The following is a 17,318-nucleotide window of genomic DNA, read 5'->3' as shown; positions in this document are numbered from 1 at the left end:
ACGACCACGGACACGCCTGGACCCAGCAGCAACCCGTCCGACAGGACCGGACGTGAGGGATGCTCGTCGCACGAGCACCCACCGAGCACCCAACCGACCACAAGGGACAGAAAAACAAAGGGGCCTGACCGCCATATCGGCAGGTCAGACCCCTCATGATCTTGTGCGCCCGAAGGGACTCGAACCCCTAACCTTCTGATCCGTAGTCAGATGCTCTATCCATTGAGCTACGGGCGCCCGGTGCTCGACCAGTCTACACAACCGGTTTTGCGCGGAGACTCCGGGATTCGAACCCGGGAGGGGCTTTAAGACCCCAACCGCATTAGCAGTGCGGCGCCATAGACCAGACTAGGCGAAGTCTCCTCGGTGACCCTGCGGACCACCGCGGACGAGGATACAGGCCCGCCCCCACCCGGGGCAAAGCGACTATCCCCACGGGCGGCAACCCCTGGTGGGAGCCGCGCCAGGGGCACCGCCAGCCCGCCCGGCGTGGAGTATTCCCGCGTGTGCGAGGTCACGTTCGCGGCTACGCTCCTTTTCCATGCAGGAGCAGCCGCCGAGCGACCCGCCCCGCCGCCCCGCCAGCGACCGGGCGCGTCGCCGCTCGCCGGAGGCCACCTTCACGCCGCCACCCGCGCCGCCCCGGCAGCAGCAGCCCTCCGCCGAAGACTCGACGACCCGACCGAAACGCACCCGACCGACGAAAGCGGCACCGGCCGTGCTGTTCCAACCGCCTGCTGCCGAGTCGCCCGTACCACCACCGGCGGCTCCCGCCCGACCGCGCCGTGCGGCAGCGGAACCGACCGGCGCGGCGGAGGACCCGCCGACGGCACCGACGCCGCCCCTCGCGGACGATGCAGCGGCACCCGACGCCGCCACCGCGACGCCCGACGCCGCCGGCGCACCGGCACGCCCCACGACACCGGCCGTGCGACGCACCGCCCGCACCCGCACGGGCGGCGCGGCCGCCGGCAGCGCCATCAAAGCACCCCGGGGGCAACTGCCGGCGGATGAGGCCGCCGGCCCCGCCACCGCGGGCACACCCCCGGAACCAGCCACACCGGCAGAGCCGGGCGCAGAAGCGACAGAACCGGGCACACCGCCACGGAAACGGGCCGCGCGGAAGGCGACGCCGGCGGAGGCCACCCCGGCCACCACCGGCCGACCCGCACCCCGCACGAGGGCGACCCCACCGAAGAAGGCGGCACCGCAACCCGCTTCCGAACCGACCACGGAACCCACCCCGCCCGCGAGGCGACGGGTGACCGCCCGGCAGCGTCCGCCCGCCGGGCCGGACCCCGTCGACACCCCGACCACCGCCACCGGCGCCTCCGCCGTGCCGGCGACGGCGACGGCGGACCCTGGCGGCGCGGCGACGGGGCGTCTGGAACTGGCGGTGATCCGGTCCCGGCTGCTGGCCCATCCGGGGTTCGCGCCGGAGTTGCTGGCCCTGGCGACAGTCGAGGGGATCGGACCGCAGGCACGGGAGTGGGTGCGCGGGCTGCGCGCGGCGTACCCGGATGCCGACCCGGACGGGCTGGCCCGGCTGGCCACCCGGCGGTTCGTCAGGTGGGCCGGGGTGGGTGGGGCGACGGCGGCGGTGGCCGGGCTGTTCGCGCCGCTGGCCGAACTGGCGGCGGTGCTCTGGACGCAGTCGGCGCTGGTGCTGCACGTGGCGGCGGCGTACGGCCGGGACCCGGCCGACCCGGAGCGGGCGGTGGAGTTGCTGGTGCTGACCCGGGTGCACCCGGACGCGGACAGTGCCCGTGCCGCACTGGACGCGGCGCGGGCGGCGGACGGGCCCGGCGACGGGCCATGGCCGCGTGCGGCGCAGGCCGCGTGGCGGTTGGCGACCCCGTTGGCCGCGCAGGCCGGCGGCTGGGCCGCGCTCCGGCTGGCGGCCCGGCTGCTGCCGGGGGCGGCGGTGCTGGCGACGGCGGCGGGTGACGCGGCGGCGACCGACCTGCTGGCCGCCCGCGCGGTGGCGAGCTACCGACCCGCCCGGAGCGGCGGCTAGGCCGCCCGCCGAGCGGCGGCGAGCAGCGACGCAGCGGCGACCGGCGACGCAGCGGCGACCGGCGACGCAGCGGCGGTCAGAGCCAGTCGAACCAGTCCTTCGGCAGCAACGAGTAGCCGACGAAGGCGACCACGTCGAGCAGGGTGTGCGCCACGATCAGCGGCATCACCCGCCGGGTGCGCAGGTAGAACAGGCTGAACACCACGCCCATCACGGCGTTGCCGACGAACGCGCCGAAGCCCTGGTAGAGGTGGTAGGAGCCGCGCAGCAGCGCGCTGGTCGCGATGACCGCGCCGAGCCGCCACTGGAGTTGGCGCAGCCGGGTGACCAGGTAGCCGACCACGATCACCTCTTCCAGCACGGCGTTCTGCACGGCGGCGAGGACCAGCACCGGCACCGCCCACCACAACGGGGGCAGGCCGGCGGGGACCAGGGTGGCGTTGACGCCGAGCTGCGCCGCCGCCCAGAACAGGGCCAGGCCGGGCAGGCCGATCAGCGCGGCGAGCCCGGCGCCCCGGGCCAGGTCGGACCCGGGCCGTCGCAGGTCCACGCCGAGGGTCCGTGCCGGGTCGCCGGGGTCCCGTGCCAGCAGGTGTACGGCGAGCAGCACCGGCAGCAGCGCGAAGACGATGCCGAGCAGCTGGTACGTCAGGTCGAGCCAGGGGCGGGCGGACTGTGAGGTGTTGAGCGAGGCGGTCTGCTTCGACAGCGGCCCGTCGGCGGTCAGTTTCGCGGTCAGCGACACCACGGCGTAGACGGCCGACTGCCCGAGTGACAGCCCGAGGACCAGCAGGGTCTCGGTGCCGACGACCCGCCTGGACGCCGGGCGGGTGTGCTGCTCAACGGTCACCGCACCACTCTGCCCGACGGGGTGGCCCGATCGCACCGGCCGGTGGGCCCAGATGAGCCGATCGCACATTCTGTGCGACCGGTGCATACGCTCCGTGGACATTCTATCGGGGCCCGATCCGCCGTCAGGAGGAGGACCGCCCCCCGTGGACAACTTCGCTCGGCTGCTGAAGGAGAGTTGGACCCTGGTCGAGGAGGACCGGGACCGGCTGAGCGGTCGCTTCTACGCCCGACTGTTCCTGCTCGATCCGGAGCTGCGCCGGCTGTTCCCGGCGGAGATGACCGGTCAGGGCGACCGGATCCTGGACGCGATCGTCACCGCCAGCCAGGTGATGGACGACCCGGAGAGCTTCGACGAGTACCTGCGCTCGTTGGGTCGGGACCACCGTAAGTACCACGTCGACGCCGCGCACTACGCGACGATGGGGGTGGCGCTGCTCGACGCGCTGCGTACCACCGCCGGTGACGGCTGGAACCTGGAGTACGACCAGGCGTGGCGGGACGCGTACGCGGCGATCACGGCGACGATGCTGGCCGGGGCGCAGTCGGACGACAACCCGCCGTACTGGCACGCGGAGGTGCTCACCCACGAGCGGTACGGCAGCGACACCGCCGTGCTGACCGTCCGCGCCCTGCAGCACCCGCTGGTCTGGAAGGCCGGCCAGTACGTCAGCGTCGAGGTGCCCCGGCACCTGCCCCGGGTGTGGCGGACGTACTCGGTGGCGAACGCCCCGAACGACGACAACGTGTTGGAGTTCCACGTCCGTACGCCGGTCGGCGCGGGCTGGGTCTCGGGGGCGTTGGTGCGCCGCACCAAGCCGGGTGACCTGCTGCGGGTGGCCGCCCCGATGGGGTCGATGACGGTGGACCGGGATTCCGGGCGGGACATCCTCTGCGTGGCCGGCGGGGTGGGCCTGGCACCGGTGAAGGCGATGGTGGAGGAGTTGGCGGGCTGGAACCGGGCCCGCTGGGTGCACGTCTTCTACGGTGCCCGGCACGCCGACGAGTTGTACGGCCTGGCCGGTCTGGAGGAGCTGGTCGCCGCGCACCCGTGGCTGTCGGTGACCCCGTCGTGCAGTGACGACCCGGACTTCGACGGTGAGCAGGGGGACGTCCCTGACGTGGTAGCCCGGTACGGCCCATGGACGTCGCACGACTGTTACGTCTCCGGTTCCGCCGCGATGGTCCGGGCGACGTTGCGGGCGCTCGCCGAGGACGACGTCCCGCCGCAGCACATCCGGTACGACACGTTCGGCAACCTGTAGAGCTTTACTCCCCCCGCACCGGGGCGCGTGCCCCCGCCCCCTGGGGCACGCGCCCCGGTCCCCTCCGTGCCCGCCCGGACCGCGTCCGGGGCAGGGTTCAGACGTTGCTCTCGCGGTACTCCTCGACCGGGACCAGCGGCATGCCGGGGGCCATCCGGTCGGTCCAGGAGCGGCCGTCGAGGTGGTCGATCTCGTGGGCGACCAACCGGGCCATCCCGTACGCGAACGAGGTGATCATCCGGCTGCCGTCCGCGCGGGCGTGTTCGACGTCGATGCGTAGCGGGCGGGGCACCAGGCCACGGTGGTCGGCGGCAGCGAGGCAGCCTTCGTACTGTTCGACGGTTTCCGGGCTCTCGCCGACCACCCGGGGGTTGACCAGGACGACCGGTGGGGCGGACCGGTCGGCGGGGCGGACCACGGCGACCGCGACGTCCAGGCCGAGCTGCGGTGCGGCGAGGCCGGTGCCGGCGCTGAGCGGGTGCACCTCCTCGGCCCGGGTCAGCACGTCGGTGAGCCGGTCGGCCACCTCGCGGGCGGCGGCGGCCTCCCGGGGCAGGTGCAGCGGGCGGGCGGGTCGGCCGGGCGGGGTGGCGTCGGGGGGCAGCACGCCGAGGGCGCGCATCCGGTCGGCCGGGCGGGCCGGCACGGGGGGCGACTCGACGGCTTCCTGCCGGAACCGCCACTGGAGGCGGAACCGGGTGTTGAGCGGCGGGTCGTCGGTGGACCAGTCGAAGACGATCCGGTCGCCCCGGTCGTGGCGGCGGACCGGGGTGCGCAGCGGTCCCTCGTCGGCGGAGAGCGAGGTCTCCACCCCCCACACCCGGGGGTCGAGGGCCGCCGGGAGGTCCAGCCGTACGGCCAGGTGCCGGGTGGGCAGGCGGACGGCCCGCTGGAACCAGGGGCCCCACTTGACCCGGCCGACCCGGTAGGCGTACTCGACCTCGGCACGTTCGCCGGGGTGCAGCGGGAACCGCCCGTCGGCGTTCTCGAACAGCAGCCAGATCTCCTTGTACGCGTCCCGGTCGTGACGGACCCGCCAGTGCATCGGTTCGCGGGCGCCGTCGTCGTGGTGGACGGCCCGGAAGCGCAGCTCGGCGAAGGTGAGCGGGTGTTCGCGGTGGTGCCGGTTGGAGCGTCCGGGGTCGTCGGGCCACCGGTCGACGGCGACCCGGACGAGGTACCGGGTGACCGGTTCGGTGCCGGCGTTGTGCAGCCGACGGCGGATCACGCACCGGTAGGTGCCGTCGACCAGGGTGAGGGTGGCGGTCTCCCGTTCGACGACGAGCCCGGTGCCCGGGGGGAGCCAGCGGCCGGGGGGTGCGGGTTCGCGGGGGCCGGGGGTGGCCCGGGTCTGGCGGAGCTGGTCGTACTCGCGGAACCGCTGCCAGATGACGCCGCCGGCGTCGAGGACGGCCTCGGCGCGGCGGGCGAAGTCCTCGGTGGGCCGGTGTCGTCGCCCCTCGACGTGACTCACGTACGACGGGTCGAAGCCCATCATCGTGGCGAGCTGTTTCTTGGTCAGCCCTCGCCCCGTCCGGTGCCGGGCGAGTTCCGCCGCGAACGAATCGGCGGCCCGCTCCAGGGGAGAGGTCGTCATCAGCTTCCTCACGCAGCGCAGCCGGGATGACAAGTCTTCACGTTCTTCCCGTCGCCCTGTAGCGAACTGGCACGTTGCCGACATATGCCTTGACATCGCCCGCGTTTTCCCCGCCTTCGGCCGGGTAGTAGCCGAACCGGGCCGATCCGTACCGACGGGACGGACATCGTGATCCCGGCCTCCCGATCCACCTCCGCAGAGACTTCCCTCAGCACCCAGGCATGGTTAGGCTAGCCTTAGCTTCGCGGACGTAGTTTCACGGACGACCCCTCCGACACCGGAGTGGCCGAGGAGACCGCCACCACCCGTGGCGGGCCGAGCGGGACGGGAGGGGGTCCGGATGACGGCGGTGTTGCCCGGCCAGGATCTCGCCGGCCGACTCGCCCCGGTCACCGCCACCCTGCGCGCCATGTTCGGCACCGACGTGCTGCCCGGCCTCGCGCCCGGCCTGGTGGTCACCGACGACCTCGGCTGGAGCCCGGCCACCACACTCGTCGACGGCACCCGGATGCCCGAGTTCCTGCGCGCCGCCGCCCGCCGATGGGGTGGCACCCCGCACGCGTGCGCCGCGCTGGCCTGGAAGTCCTACAGCTACTGGACGGCGCTGCCGGTGGTGCTCGGCTGGGCCTCGGCCCGCCGGGTGCCGCTGCTCGACCCGGCCGACGTGCTGATCCACTTCGAGGACCACCGGCAACTGCTCACCATGGGCCTGCACCGCTCGACGACCGTCGCGGTGCTGCCCGGTGACCCGCTCGCCCTCACCGGCCAGCCCGGCGTCCGGGTCGCCGCCGACGAGGCCGAACTGCTCGGCCTCCTGCGTGCCTCGCTGCTCGACGCGCACCTCGCCCCGATGGTCACCGCGATCCAGGCGGAGGTACGGGTGGGTGCGCGTACCCTGCTCGGCTCGGTGGCCTCGGGGATCGCGCACGGCATCCTGCGCGCGAGCGACGCCCTGCCCGGCCCGTCGGTGACCACCATCGACACCCTGCTCGGCACCCTCGGCCTGGCCGACCTGGTCGAGCTGGTGCCCGGCCGGGGCGGTGAGCCGACCGTGCAGCGGCGCACCTGCTGCCTGGCGTTCACCCTGCCCAGCCCGAAGGTCTGCCAGGGCTGCTGCGTCCGCACGGCCTGACCCGGGCTCACCCGGTGAGCGGCCGGACGTCCCACCGCCACACCCCGCCGGTCCGGACGGGGGTGATGCCGGTCAGCGCGGTCATCGCCCGGCGCAGCGCGTCGGCCTGCGGGTGCGGGCCGAGGATCACCACGCCGGCCCGCCAGTAGCGCAGGTCGGTCACGGCGGACCGCCGGTCGGCGGCGGTGATCGGCCCGACGGTGCCGGTCCGCGCGATTTCGGCGAAGAAGTTGCTGGTCCGCCGGTAGGGGGCGGTGAACAGGGCGACGTCCGGTTCGGGCGACCACGGCCGGGTGTCGGGGGCCAGGAAGTAGCCCCGGGCCAGCGGCATCTCCAGCCCGGTCCGGGCCGACCAGCGCAGCGGATCGGCGTAGGTGTTGTCGGGCAGCGGCAGGGTCACCACGCTGCGCCCTCCCGCCACGTACGGCCGCCACCCGCCGCCGGTGACGAACTGCGGCACCGGGTCGAGCCGGGTCGCCGGCAGCGGGGTCGGCAGCAGCGGCAGCAGGGCCATCAGCAGGACGGTCGTCGTGGCGAAGCGGATCTGTTGCCGGGCCCCCTGGTGCCGGCGGGCGAGATCCCGGGCCCGCTGGGCACCGAGGGCCAGCAGCACCCCGACGATCGGGGTGATCGCCAGCGACCAGCGGGTGGGCACCACGGAGTGCAGCAGCGGCAGGTCCTCCAGCAGCGCCCAGGGGGCGGGTACGCCGGTGTCGCGCCCGTTGAGCTGCACCTCCCGACCCAACGACAGGACGGCGAAGAGCAGACCGAGGACGGCCAGGCCGACCACCAAGGCGCTGCGCCGCAACCACCAGACCAGGGCGACGGTCAGGACGGCCAGCGGCCAGCCGAAGAAGGCGTTCTCCTCGGTGGGGTTGCGGGCCAGCGGGTCGGCGGAGCGGGCGTCCCCGGCCAGCGACTCCCGCGACCAGCCGACGAACGCGCCGAGGTCGGTGCGGTACCCCCGGATCAGCCGGGACAGGCCGTGGTAGGAACCCGGCCCGAAGAGCTGCACGTACAGCGGGTAGGCGAGCAGCACGGCGGACAGCAGCGCGGCCACGCCGAGCCCGGCGAGGAACGGTCGGGTCGCCGCGCGCAGCGGCGGCCGGCCGATGGCGAGGGCACCGACCACCACGGCCAGGGCGATCGCGGTCATCAGCAGGATCTCCAGGTTGAGAAAGGCCTGCCAGACGATCAGCAGGCCGAGCAGGAGTCCGTTGCGCAGCCACCGGCCCGGCTCGGCCAGCCGCAGGGTGCGCCAGATGATGAGCGGCACCACGAACTGGGAGACGATGTTCGGGTGGGCGTTGGCGTGCGACACCATCGCCGGGGCGTACGCGCAGAAGGCCGCGCCGAGCCACGCCGGCCCCCGGGAGCGGGTGACCACCCGGGACAGGAAGAAGTACCAGGCGGTGCCGGTGGCCGCCATTCCCAGGGTGAGAAAAACAAGAAATGACCAGTGCGGCCCGAACAGGACAGTGACCGGGGTCATCGGGATTGAGACGGATAATACCGAGGTATTCGCCATCAGGTTGACGCCGTCGGGCACGTTCATCCGGTCCGAGGCGAACGGATAGCTCCATTCCGTGACCACCCGCGCGCCGTGCGCCATCATCCACTCGAACTGCGCCTGGTCCGACCGGTTGTCGCGCACCCCGGCCGCCGGGTCACGCCAGAGCCTGGCGGTCACCCAGAACGCCAGCATCAGGTAGCTGACCACGGCCAACGCGTCCCACCGCCACCCGGCGGCCGACGGACGGGCCGGCACCGACGGCCCGGCACGCGGTGAACGGCCTGCCGGGAGCACCCGCCGCCAGCGCCGCCGGACGACCCGTCGGGCCGGCGTCGACAAGGCGTCCCCGACGTCGGATCGACCGGTCCCGCGCTCCGATTCGGGAGTAGTCATAACAATTCAGAGCGTAGTTGGCCTATGGCCGTCACGTGACATGTTTCGGGTACTGCCGTACTATGTGCCGGGTTCGCCGACCGCCGATCACGTGCCCTCCCCCGACCACATTTCGGCCCTCACAGTGCCCTGTTTCCTCCGCCCCTGCTGCGGATGATTCACTCTGTCGGTCCAGGCGCGGGTCAGTCATATCGTGAGGAATCGACGCATGGTAGAAATCCTTGGGGATCAGCGCGTCCAGGCAGAGGTGCTGGAGGGTCTGGCCACCGCGGTCAACCACCGTCGGTGGTTCGTCGAGCTGGCGGTGCCCCACCTCGGTGACGACCCCATCGAAATCGGCAGCGGCCTGGGCGACTACGCCCTGGAATGGGCCAAACACGTTCCCCGCTTCACCGCCACCGAGGCCGACCCGGACCGGCTCGTCCTGCTCAAGGAGCGGCTGGTCGACGAGCCGACCATCGAGGTCCGCGAGATGCTGCTGCCGCACCCTGGCGGCGGCGACTACAGCGCGGCCGTGTCGTACAACGTGCTGGAGCACATCGAGGACCACGTGGGCGCGCTGCGCAGCATGCGCGACCTGGTCCGGCCCGGCGGGGCGGTGATCATCATCGTGCCGGCGTTCCAGTTCGCGATGGGCCCCGCCGACATCGCCACCGGCCACGTGCGCCGCTACACCAAGAAGACCCTCGGCGACGCGATGACCGCGGCCGGGCTGCGGGTCGAGACGATGCACTACGCCAACGCGCTCGGCCTGATCGGCTACTTCATGGCCACCAAGGTCTTCCGGCTGATGCCGAAGGAGGGCCCGATGGTCAAGGTGTACGACACCCTCGTCCTGCCCGCCACCAAGGCCGCCGAGCAGCTCGTCCGACCCCCGTTCGGCCAGTCCGTCTTCGCCGTCGCCCGGGTGCCCGGCTGAGGGCACCGCACGCCCGCCGGTCCCGCCCACGCGGGACCGGCGGACCACCGCTCACTCCTTGATCTGGTACGTCGGCCTGATGACCGCCCGCGCCAGGGTGTGGAACGCCAGGTTGAAACCGACGTACGCGGGGCTGGCGTCCGGCCCGACGCCGAGCGTGTCGACGTCGACCGCGTGCACGGCGAAGACGTACCGGTGCGGGCGGTCGCCCGGCGGCGGGGCCGCGCCGCCGTAGCCGGTGTCGCCGTAGTCGTTACGGACGCTGAACGCCCCGCCCAGGTCCGCCTCCCGCACGCCGGTCGGCAGGCTGGTCGTCGAGGCGGGCACGTCGACCAGCACCCAGTGCCAGAAGCCGCTGCCGGTCGGGGCGTCCGGGTCGAAGCAGGTCACCACGAAACTCTTCGTCTCGGCCGGGAAGCCCGACCAGGCCAGGTGCGGGGAGACGTTCTCGCCACCGGTGCTGCCGTGCGCGTACCGGGCCTCCATCGGCTCGCCGTTGTGCACGTCGTCGCTGGTCAGGTCGAACGACGGAACGGTCGGCAGCAGCTCGTACGGGTCCGGGGCGATCGGTCGTTCCAGGGTCATCGGGAAGGTCCTTCCGGTGTGCGCGTTTTCCTCTGCCCCTTCTTACCCCGCCGGGCCGGCACGACGAACCGGAAGCACCACGCACCGTCGGGCCGCCAGAATGAGGGGACGCGGCGACGACCGGGAGGGCACATGCAGGACACCGAACGTGAGGCGGAACTGTTGGAGGCGGAGCGCCGCCTCCAGGCCGCCCAGCGGGCCGGCGACGTGGCCGCGCTCGACGCCCTGCTCGACGACCGCCTGATCGCCGTCGGGCCGGACGGTCGTACCTTCGGCAAGTCCGACGACCTGGCCGCCCACCGCAGTGGCACCTCGGTGCTCGACGAGCTGGTGGAGGAGGAGTTGGAGCTGGTCGTGGCCGGCACGACCGGGGTGACGTTCTTCCGGGGACGGGTCAGCGGCACCTTCGAGGGTGCACCGTTCGCGGCGCGGTTGCGCTACACCCGCACCTGGGCCTACGACGACGGCTACGGCTGGCGCATCCTCGCCGCCCACCTCAGCCCTGTCCCCTGACCCGGCTGTCCGGGCTGCTCGCCGGACGGCACAGGGCGGCTGCCACCGGCGTCGGGTCGGCGGCGCACACCCGGGGGTCGCCGCTGTTCAGGCCGGCCGACCGGTTGCCGGCTCTCCAGCTTCGCGGGCTGCACGAAGACCGACCGACGAGCGACCGCGTCGCCTCTGGCGTCCAGTTGGTAGACGTCCAACCAGCACCACCCGTCGTAGGTGATCCAGTCGAGCACCCGGATGACCCGGCACCAGATCGGCTTGACGAACTGCACGCTGGCGGCGCGGGTGACGTACACCAGGTCGCCGGCCTCCGGCAGCGGCGCGTTCATCGATGGCCCCGGACGTGACGCAGCCTGCGCCACGCCCTGATCCGGGCACGGGCGGCCTCGACCAGCGGGCAGAAGCCACCCTCGGTGCATCTGCCGCACCGGCTGTGGCGGTGGTGGTCCAGGCAGTCCCACGCGGACTGGACCAGGAGCGGCACTCCGCTGCGCGCATCCACCGCGCCCCGGCGGACAGCCGCCTGCCGGCAGGGGCAGTCGGCACGGGCGGCGCGTGGGTTCGGCTGCGGCGGCGCACTCCGGACCCGAGCCCACCCGCCGGTCTGATTCGGATACGCAGTGGCCGGTCCGGTGCGGTCCAACGGCGGAGAGACACCGGGACGACCAGTCAGCCGGCGCAGGACGTGCATGATCAACGTACGCAGCATGAGCGACCGGGGTATGGGGTCCCCGTCGGAGGTAGGGGGCCACCTGGAACCGCACAGGCAGCCGACCGTGGGTTGTCGTGCGGGCGTTCGTTCACGGAATTGCCTCCAGCCTGGTGGTGCTGCGAAGACGGGATGCCGGGCTGAGGTGGCGACACGGCATCCACCCCAGCCCGGCGAGGGCATCACGGCCAGGTGCCAACCAGGGAGGAATACCCGCCCCGACAACCTGGGTCACTATGTGGCCACTAGGCAAGGAGAGACCAAGGTTTCCGGCGTGTCGTGATCTACTGGCCAGGCCAACCAGGTACCGGACCATCCGGAGATCCGCCATGCCCATCCCCATGTCCTCGCGGCAGATCGCCGACGATCTGACCGCCCGCATCCGCGCCGGGGAGTATCCGCAGGGCTCCAAGCTGCCGTCCCTACGGGAGTTGGCCGACCTGTACTCCGTCAGCGTGTCCACCATCCAGCGCGCCCTGGAACTCACCCGGGACCGAGGGCTCACAGTCGGCCGGGCCGGTGCGGGGGTGTATGTGAGCGAGGACTAGAGCGAGCCGAACGCCGCGACAGACAGACGTCAACTCCGCCGCATGTTGCCGCGCCTTCAACTCTTTGGGGCTGACTTTGGGCGTGACTTACTCCTGTCACTTCTCCCAAAGTCGACCTCAAAGTACAACCCAGCAGGTTGGGGCAATGGTGCTGGCCCAGGTCAGTGGCGGCGATACCCTGGAGATCACCGATCGCGGCCGCCCGATCGCCCGACTCGTCCCGGTGGGCAACGACCGGTCGGTGTTGGCCAAACTGGTGTCGGCAGGACGGGCCGTCGCCCCCCCACCGGTGGCGGCCCCGTGCCGCTACCACCGAAGCTCGGCGACGAGAACGTGGACGTGGCCGCCTCGCTCGCCGCGATGCGCGACGACGAACGCTGGTGATCTATCTCGACTCCGCCGCCATCATCAAGCTGGTCCGGCAGGAGGAGTGCAGCACCGACCTCGTCGCCGGCTTAACACGCACGACGACGTGCCCCTGGTTTCCTCTGCCCTCGTCGAGGTGGAAGTCCCCAGAGCCCTGCGCCGGTCAGCTCCGCAGGCGTTGATCGGCGTGCCGGCCGCCGTCGGACGGCTGTTCCGGCTGGGGATCAACAGCACGATCCGGGCGACCGCAGCCGCCTTCGCCGAGCCGATGCTCCGCAGCCTCGACGCCATCCACCTGGCCACCGCCCATGTGCTGACCAACGAATCCGGCACGGCACTCACCGCCTTCGTCACATACGACCGACGGCTGCTCGAATGCGCCAAGGAAGCAGGACTACCCACAGCAAGCCCTGGCCAGAACTGACCTATGAGTCCCCGCCGCCACGGTAAGGGCACCGTTAACGCGCAGCTCAGCCATGTAGACACCCAGCCGCCCGCCCGCCTGAGCCCCACCGACGGGAGCGGCGCGGGCTAACCCCCCACCAGCCCCCACCGGCAAACAGACCTGGCCTGAAAACCGAGGCTGAGCTGCGTCAGGGTAGATCATCAGCCGGCGGAGGGTGTGGGATTCGAACCCACGAAGACATCGCTGCCTTACCGGTTTTCAAGACCAGCGCCATCGGCCACTAGGCGAACCCTCCCGAACCGCCACCCGGGGGTGTGCGGCCCGTGCCTAGTCTGCCACGAACCGCGTCCGGACGAGCCGGCCCATCGCCGTCGGGCGCAGTCCGGCGTACCGGAAGAGGGTCCTTGATCCCTGCCATGACCAGCATGACCTCACCCGGACGGTCCACTGTGGCCGAATTTCCGGCCGTCGTGGGCGAGCGGTGGACCGCCCGGGACGACGGCCGGTGGATATTGCCGGCCGGACCTGCCCACATGGCGCTTGTCGACAGACGGGCGTGGTTCCCGGCCCGGATCGGGTAAGACTGGGCCATGCACGCGATCACGATCCCGGAACCCGGTGGACCCGACGCGCTCGTCTGGGCGGAGGTGCCCGACCCGGAGCCCGGCCCGGGTGAGGTGGTAGTCGAGGTGACCGCCAGCGCGGTGAACCGGGCCGACCTGCTCCAGCGGCAGGGGCAGTATCCGCCGCCGCCGGGCGTGCCCGCGTACCCCGGGTTGGAGTGTTCGGGGGTGATCGGCGCGCTCGGCGCGGGGGTGACCGGGTGGGCGGTGGGTCAGCCGGTGTGCGCGCTGCTGGCCGGCGGCGGGTACGCCGAGCGGGTGGCCGTGCCGGCCGGGCAACTGCTGCCGGTGCCGGCCGGCGTCGACCCGGTCGACGCCGCCGCGCTGCCCGAGGTGGCCTGCACGGTCTGGTCGAACCTGGTCCGGATGGCCCACCTGGGCAGGGGCGAGACGCTGCTGGTGCACGGCGGCGGCAGCGGGATCGGCACATTCGCGGTGCAGTTCGGCGCGGCGCTGGGCGCGACGGTGGTGGCGACCGCCCGGTCGGGCAAGCACGACAGACTGCGGGAGTTGGGGGCCGCGCACACCGTCGACTACCGCGAGCAGGATTTCGTGGCGGAGGTCCGGCGGGTCACCGACGGGCGGGGTGCGGACGTCATCCTCGACATCATGGGCGCGTCCTATCTTGGCCGGAACGTGGCGGCGCTGGCCGACGGCGGCCGGCTGGTGGTGATCGGCATGCAGGGCGGCCGGAAGGCGGAGCTGGATCTGGGCGCGCTGCTGGCGAAGCGGGCGTCGGTGGCGGCGACCGCGCTGCGGTCCCGCCCGCTGGCCGACAAGGCGGACATCGTGCGGGGTGTGCGGGAGCAGGTGTGGCCGCTGGTGGAGGCGGGCGCGGTCCGGCCGGTCGTGGACCGGCGGCTGCCGATGCGCGACGCCGCGCAGGCGCACCGGCTGGTCGAGTCGAGCGACCACGTGGGCAAGGTGCTGCTCACCACCGGGTGACGGCTCCGGCCGGGCCACGGGGTGCCTCGGCGAGCCTGCCGGACGGACCAGGCGTCGGCAGGGCGCAGGCCCGGGGCCACTCAGGCCGGCGGGCGCGGGCCGTCGCGGCGGGGCAGCACCAGGCGGGCGCCGGGGCCCTCGCCGGCCAGCGCGTCACCCGGGTTGTAGAGGGTGCAGCGCTGCAACGACAGGCAGCCGCAGCCGATGCAGCCGTCCAGGTCGTCGCGGAGCTTGCCGAGCAGCTTGATCCGTTCGTCCAGCCGTTCCCGCCAGGTGCGGGACAGGGCAGCCCAGTCGTCGGGGCTGGGGGCGCGGGACGAGGGCAGCGAGTCCAGCGCCGCACGGATCTCGTCCAGCGAGATGCCGACCTGCTGGGAGATCCGGATGAACGCCACCCGGCGCAGCTCGGTGCGGGCGTAGCGGCGCTGGTTGCCGCCGGTGCGTTCGGCGTGGATGAGCCCGAGGCGTTCGTAGTAGCGCAGCGCCGACTGGGCCACCCCGCTGCGCGCGGAGAGCTGACCGATGGTGAGCGATTCGTGCATCACTGCCCTTGAGTTGAAGTTAACTTCAAGTTTCACGCTAGCCACATGACCGCACCGACCGCAACCCACCCGCCGGGCCATACCCTGCCCGCCCCCGTCGTCGCGCCGCTGGAACGCCTCCGCGCCGGACGCCACTACGACGCCAACGTGTACTCCACCGTCGACGTGCACTGGGTGCTCTACGACCGGGTGCTGCGGGTCACCCCGGCCACCGTCGACGACCCGGACCGGGACCGCTTCCTGCTCTCCAAGGGGCACGCCGTGGCCGGCTACTACGCCGTGCTCGCCGCCAAGGGGTTCATCCCCGTCGACTGGCTCGACGACGCGGGCGGGCCGGACAGCCGCCTCGGCGGCCACCCCGACCGCACCCTGGTCCCCGGCGTCGAGATCGGCTCCGGCTCCCTCGGCCACGGCCTCGGACTGGGCGTGGGCACCGCGCTCGGCCTGCGCGCCCAGGGCCGCGCCACCCCCCGGGTGTACGTCCTGCTCGGCGACGCCGAACTCGACGAGGGCTCCAACCACGAGGCGATCGCGTACGCCGGGGCGACCGGCCTGGCCGGGCTCACCGCGATCGTGGTCGACAACGCGTCGGCCAGTCACGGCTGGCCGGGTGGGGTGGCCAGCCGGTTCACCGTCAACGGCTGGACCGCCGCCACCGTCGACGGGCACGACCACGACGCCCTGCACGCCGCCCTCACCGGCCACGACGGCCACCGCCCGCACGTCGTCGTCGCGGTCGACGGACCGACCCCGGGGAGCGGGAAATGACCATGCGGGACACCTTCGTCGCCAGCGCCACCGGGTTCCTCGCCGACCCCCGGACCACGATCGTGCTGGCCGACATCTCCGCCGACGCCTTCACCGAGGCGGGCCGACGGTATCCGGACCGGGTGGTCAACGTGGGCATCCGGGAACAGTTGATGATCGGGGTGGCCGGTGGGCTCGCCCTGACCGGGCAGCGCCCGATCGTGCACAGCTACGCCCCGTTCCTCGTCGAGCGGGCGTACGAGCAGATCAAGCTGGACCTCGACCACCAGGGGGTCGGCGCGGTGCTGGTCAGCATCGGCGCGTCGTACGACCGGGCGGAGGCCGGCCGGACCCACCTCGCCCCGGCCGACGTCGCCCTGATCGACACCCTCGACGGCTGGACGGTGCACGTGCCCGGCCACCCCGACGAGGTACCCGAGCTGCTGCACGACGCGGTCTGCGGGCAGCACTCGACCTACCTGCGGCTGTCCCTGCGCAGCAACGCGTGGGCGTACCCGAAGGCGGGTGGGTTGCAGGTGGTACGCGACGCCGGAGCCGGCGCGGCGCTGCTGGTGGCGGTCGGTCCGGTGCTCGACGCCGCGCTCGCGGCGGTGGCCGGCCTGCCGGTGACGGTGGCTTACACGCACCGGCCCCGGCCGTTCGACGTGACCGGGCTGCGGGCGCTGGCCGGCGGTGAGGTGGTCGTGGTGGAGCCCTACCTGGCCGGCACCTCGACGCGGGTGGTGGCCGAGGCGCTGGCCGACCGACCGCACCGGCTGCTCAGCCTCGGCGTGGGTCGGGCGGAACTGCGGCGCTACGGCACCGCCGGGGACCACGACCGGTGGCACGGCCTCGACCCGGCCGGACTACGCCGGGCGGTCGGCAGGTTCCTGACCCGGGCGGGATGACCGGGGGCGAACCGGGAGGACGGGTCAGCGGGGCGGGTGGGCGGGCCGGCGGCGGGTCCGCTCCCGGCCGAGGATCCAGATCGCCTCGACCCCGTCCTTCCAGGTGATCTTCTTGCCCTCCTCGCGCCCGCGCGCCCGGTAGCTGATCGGCACCTCGTACGGGCGGATGCGCCGGCGCAGCAACTTGCCGGTCACCTCCGCCTCCATCCCGAAGCCCCGGGACCGGACGCCCAGCGACCGGTACAGCTCGACAGGCATCAGCTTGAAACAGGTCTCCAGGTCGCCGATGTAGGAGTTGAACAGCACGTTCGCCGCCATCGTGACGCCCTTGTTGCCCATCACGTACCAGAAGCTGTAGGCGCTGTGGCTGCCGAAGGTGCGGTTGCCGTAGACCACGGTGGCCCGCCCGTCGAGCACCGGGGCGAGCAGCCGGGGGATGTCCTGCGGGTCGTACTCCAGGTCGGCGTCGAGGATGACCATGTACTCACCCTCGGCGCTGTCCACGGCCGTCTTGATCGCCGCGCCCTTGCCCGCGTTGCGGGGGTGGGTGATCACCCGCAGTCGCGAGTCGTCCGCCCGGCCGAGGATCTCCCCGGTGCCGTCCCGGCTGCCGTCGTCCACCACGACCAGCTCGATCTCGCAGGGATAATCGACCGCCAATGCCTGCTTGAGGGCATCCGCGATGCGTTCTTCCTCGTTGTAGACCGGCATGAGGATCGAGAGCTTCACGGGAATCTCCACGGTGGC

17 protein-coding genes and 3 tRNA genes are annotated in these 17,318 nt (G+C 72.7%); 10 read left to right on the top strand and 10 right to left on the bottom strand.

The features are described 5' to 3' along the window. Positions 1 to 164: 164 nt before the first annotated feature. Positions 165 to 237 (bottom strand) — tRNA-Arg (locus ACN267_RS25680). Between the two features lie 35 nt (positions 238 to 272). Next, positions 273 to 363 (bottom strand) — tRNA-Ser (locus tag ACN267_RS25675). An 898-nt stretch (positions 364 to 1,261) separates the two neighbouring features. Here ACN267_RS25675 and ACN267_RS25670 point away from each other — a divergent pair. Further along, positions 1,262 to 2,017, top strand: coding sequence for a hypothetical protein (locus ACN267_RS25670; protein ID WP_421489821.1), 756 nt, complete (start codon positions 1,262 to 1,264; stop codon positions 2,015 to 2,017). A gap of 76 nt (positions 2,018 to 2,093) precedes the next feature. Here the strand turns inward: ACN267_RS25670 and ACN267_RS25665 are convergent, their stop codons facing one another. Then, complete coding sequence (locus tag ACN267_RS25665; RefSeq protein ID WP_421489820.1) at positions 2,094 to 2,867, bottom strand: CPBP family intramembrane glutamic endopeptidase; 774 nt, start codon at positions 2,865 to 2,867, stop codon at positions 2,094 to 2,096. Between the two features lie 145 nt (positions 2,868 to 3,012). Here ACN267_RS25665 and ACN267_RS25660 point away from each other — a divergent pair, with 145 nt between their 5' ends. Then, entirely contained in the window at positions 3,013 to 4,131 is a 1,119-nt protein-coding gene (locus ACN267_RS25660; RefSeq protein WP_421489819.1) for a globin domain-containing protein, read from the top strand. Between the two features lie 97 nt (positions 4,132 to 4,228). Here the strand turns inward: ACN267_RS25660 and ACN267_RS25655 are convergent, their stop codons facing one another. After that, entirely contained in the window at positions 4,229 to 5,728 is a 1,500-nt protein-coding gene (locus tag ACN267_RS25655) for a peptide deformylase (RefSeq protein WP_281901819.1), read from the bottom strand. 352 nt (positions 5,729 to 6,080) lie between these two features. Between ACN267_RS25655 and ACN267_RS25650 the strand changes: the two genes are divergently transcribed. Further along, positions 6,081 to 6,860 carry a hypothetical protein gene (locus ACN267_RS25650; protein ID WP_421490500.1) on the top strand — a complete coding sequence of 260 codons (780 nt, stop codon included), beginning with the start codon at positions 6,081 to 6,083 and terminating at the stop codon, positions 6,858 to 6,860. Between the two features lie 7 nt (positions 6,861 to 6,867). Here the strand turns inward: ACN267_RS25650 and ACN267_RS25645 are convergent, their stop codons facing one another. Further along, a complete protein-coding gene (locus tag ACN267_RS25645; protein WP_421490499.1) occupies positions 6,868 to 8,565 on the bottom strand; it encodes a hypothetical protein in 1,698 nt (565 codons plus the stop codon). Positions 8,566 to 8,974: 409 nt separating this feature from the next. Here ACN267_RS25645 and ACN267_RS25640 point away from each other — a divergent pair, with 409 nt between their 5' ends. Further along, positions 8,975 to 9,685: a class I SAM-dependent methyltransferase gene (locus ACN267_RS25640; protein WP_204958253.1), complete on the top strand. Its 711-nt coding sequence runs from the start codon at positions 8,975 to 8,977 to the stop codon at positions 9,683 to 9,685. Positions 9,686 to 9,736: 51 nt separating this feature from the next. Here ACN267_RS25640 and ACN267_RS25635 read toward each other — a convergent pair whose 3' ends face one another. Then, positions 9,737 to 10,270 carry a YbhB/YbcL family Raf kinase inhibitor-like protein gene (locus ACN267_RS25635; protein WP_204958254.1) on the bottom strand — a complete coding sequence of 178 codons (534 nt, stop codon included), beginning with the start codon at positions 10,268 to 10,270 and terminating at the stop codon, positions 9,737 to 9,739. Between the two features lie 132 nt (positions 10,271 to 10,402). Here ACN267_RS25635 and ACN267_RS25630 point away from each other — a divergent pair, with 132 nt between their 5' ends. After that, positions 10,403 to 10,783 carry a nuclear transport factor 2 family protein gene (locus ACN267_RS25630; RefSeq protein ID WP_204958255.1) on the top strand — a complete coding sequence of 127 codons (381 nt, stop codon included), beginning with the start codon at positions 10,403 to 10,405 and terminating at the stop codon, positions 10,781 to 10,783. Here ACN267_RS25630 and ACN267_RS25625 read toward each other — a convergent pair. After that, the gene (locus ACN267_RS25625) at positions 10,738 to 11,106 is read right to left on the bottom strand and encodes a hypothetical protein (protein ID WP_239485256.1); all 369 of its coding nucleotides are present in this window, start codon (positions 11,104 to 11,106) and stop codon (positions 10,738 to 10,740) included. The genes ACN267_RS25630 and ACN267_RS25625 overlap by 46 nt on opposite strands. Positions 11,107 to 11,815: 709 nt before the next feature. Here ACN267_RS25625 and ACN267_RS25620 point away from each other — a divergent pair. Then, entirely contained in the window at positions 11,816 to 12,034 is a 219-nt protein-coding gene (locus ACN267_RS25620; protein ID WP_204958256.1) for a GntR family transcriptional regulator, read from the top strand. 502 nt (positions 12,035 to 12,536) lie between these two features. Then, a complete protein-coding gene (locus tag ACN267_RS25615) occupies positions 12,537 to 12,824 on the top strand; it encodes a hypothetical protein (protein ID WP_307821148.1) in 288 nt (95 codons plus the stop codon). Positions 12,825 to 13,014: 190 nt separating this feature from the next. Here the strand turns inward: ACN267_RS25615 and ACN267_RS25610 are convergent. Then, positions 13,015 to 13,101 (bottom strand) — tRNA-Ser (locus ACN267_RS25610). 295 nt (positions 13,102 to 13,396) lie between these two features. Here ACN267_RS25610 and ACN267_RS25605 point away from each other — a divergent pair. Further along, positions 13,397 to 14,374, top strand: a complete 978-nt coding sequence (locus ACN267_RS25605; RefSeq protein ID WP_421489818.1) for an NAD(P)H-quinone oxidoreductase — start codon at positions 13,397 to 13,399, stop codon at positions 14,372 to 14,374. An 80-nt stretch (positions 14,375 to 14,454) separates the two neighbouring features. Here ACN267_RS25605 and soxR read toward each other — a convergent pair whose 3' ends face one another. Then, positions 14,455 to 14,916, bottom strand: a complete 462-nt coding sequence (gene soxR / locus ACN267_RS25600) for a redox-sensitive transcriptional activator SoxR (protein ID WP_204958910.1) — start codon at positions 14,914 to 14,916, stop codon at positions 14,455 to 14,457. A 45-nt stretch (positions 14,917 to 14,961) separates the two neighbouring features. Here soxR and ACN267_RS25595 point away from each other — a divergent pair, with 45 nt between their 5' ends. Together ACN267_RS25595 and ACN267_RS25590 are read left to right on the top strand one after the other, a co-directional pair. Then, positions 14,962 to 15,684 carry a transketolase gene (locus tag ACN267_RS25595; RefSeq protein ID WP_421489817.1) on the top strand — a complete coding sequence of 241 codons (723 nt, stop codon included), beginning with the start codon at positions 14,962 to 14,964 and terminating at the stop codon, positions 15,682 to 15,684. Between the two features lie 2 nt (positions 15,685 to 15,686). Beyond that, entirely contained in the window at positions 15,687 to 16,571 is an 885-nt protein-coding gene (locus tag ACN267_RS25590; RefSeq protein ID WP_421490498.1) for a transketolase family protein, read from the top strand. Between the two features lie 24 nt (positions 16,572 to 16,595). Here the strand turns inward: ACN267_RS25590 and ACN267_RS25585 are convergent, their stop codons facing one another. Continuing rightward, a complete protein-coding gene (locus tag ACN267_RS25585) occupies positions 16,596 to 17,300 on the bottom strand; it encodes a glycosyltransferase family 2 protein (RefSeq protein ID WP_421490497.1) in 705 nt (234 codons plus the stop codon). Positions 17,301 to 17,318: the final 18 nt, after the last annotated feature.

The sequence above is a fragment of the Micromonospora sp. WMMD734 genome, assembly GCF_049178975.1.
GTDB classification, from domain to species: domain Bacteria; phylum Actinomycetota; class Actinomycetes; order Mycobacteriales; family Micromonosporaceae; genus Micromonospora; species Micromonospora wenchangensis.
Note: the sequence above shows the minus strand (reverse complement) of the source record. Positions and strands in the feature narration are given on the sequence as shown.

Excerpts from the sequence above, each read along its gene's own strand:
- ACN267_RS25590 (WP_421490498.1), top strand. The coding sequence starts at position 15,687 with ATGCGGGACACCTTCGTCGCCAGCGCCACCGGGTTCCTCGCCGACCCC.
- ACN267_RS25620 (WP_204958256.1), top strand. The coding sequence starts at position 11,816 with ATGCCCATCCCCATGTCCTCGCGGCAGATCGCCGACGATCTGACCGCC.
- ACN267_RS25655 (WP_281901819.1), bottom strand. The coding sequence starts at position 5,728 with ATGACGACCTCTCCCCTGGAGCGGGCCGCCGATTCGTTCGCGGCGGAA.
- ACN267_RS25605 (WP_421489818.1), top strand. The coding sequence starts at position 13,397 with ATGCACGCGATCACGATCCCGGAACCCGGTGGACCCGACGCGCTCGTC.
- ACN267_RS25630 (WP_204958255.1), top strand. The coding sequence starts at position 10,403 with ATGCAGGACACCGAACGTGAGGCGGAACTGTTGGAGGCGGAGCGCCGC.
- soxR (WP_204958910.1), bottom strand. The coding sequence starts at position 14,916 with ATGCACGAATCGCTCACCATCGGTCAGCTCTCCGCGCGCAGCGGGGTG.
- ACN267_RS25635 (WP_204958254.1), bottom strand. The coding sequence starts at position 10,270 with ATGACCCTGGAACGACCGATCGCCCCGGACCCGTACGAGCTGCTGCCG.
- ACN267_RS25645 (WP_421490499.1), bottom strand. The coding sequence starts at position 8,565 with ATGCTGGCGTTCTGGGTGACCGCCAGGCTCTGGCGTGACCCGGCGGCC.
- ACN267_RS25625 (WP_239485256.1), bottom strand. The coding sequence starts at position 11,106 with ATGAACGCGCCGCTGCCGGAGGCCGGCGACCTGGTGTACGTCACCCGC.
- ACN267_RS25595 (WP_421489817.1), top strand. The coding sequence starts at position 14,962 with ATGACCGCACCGACCGCAACCCACCCGCCGGGCCATACCCTGCCCGCC.
- ACN267_RS25640 (WP_204958253.1), top strand. The coding sequence starts at position 8,975 with ATGGTAGAAATCCTTGGGGATCAGCGCGTCCAGGCAGAGGTGCTGGAG.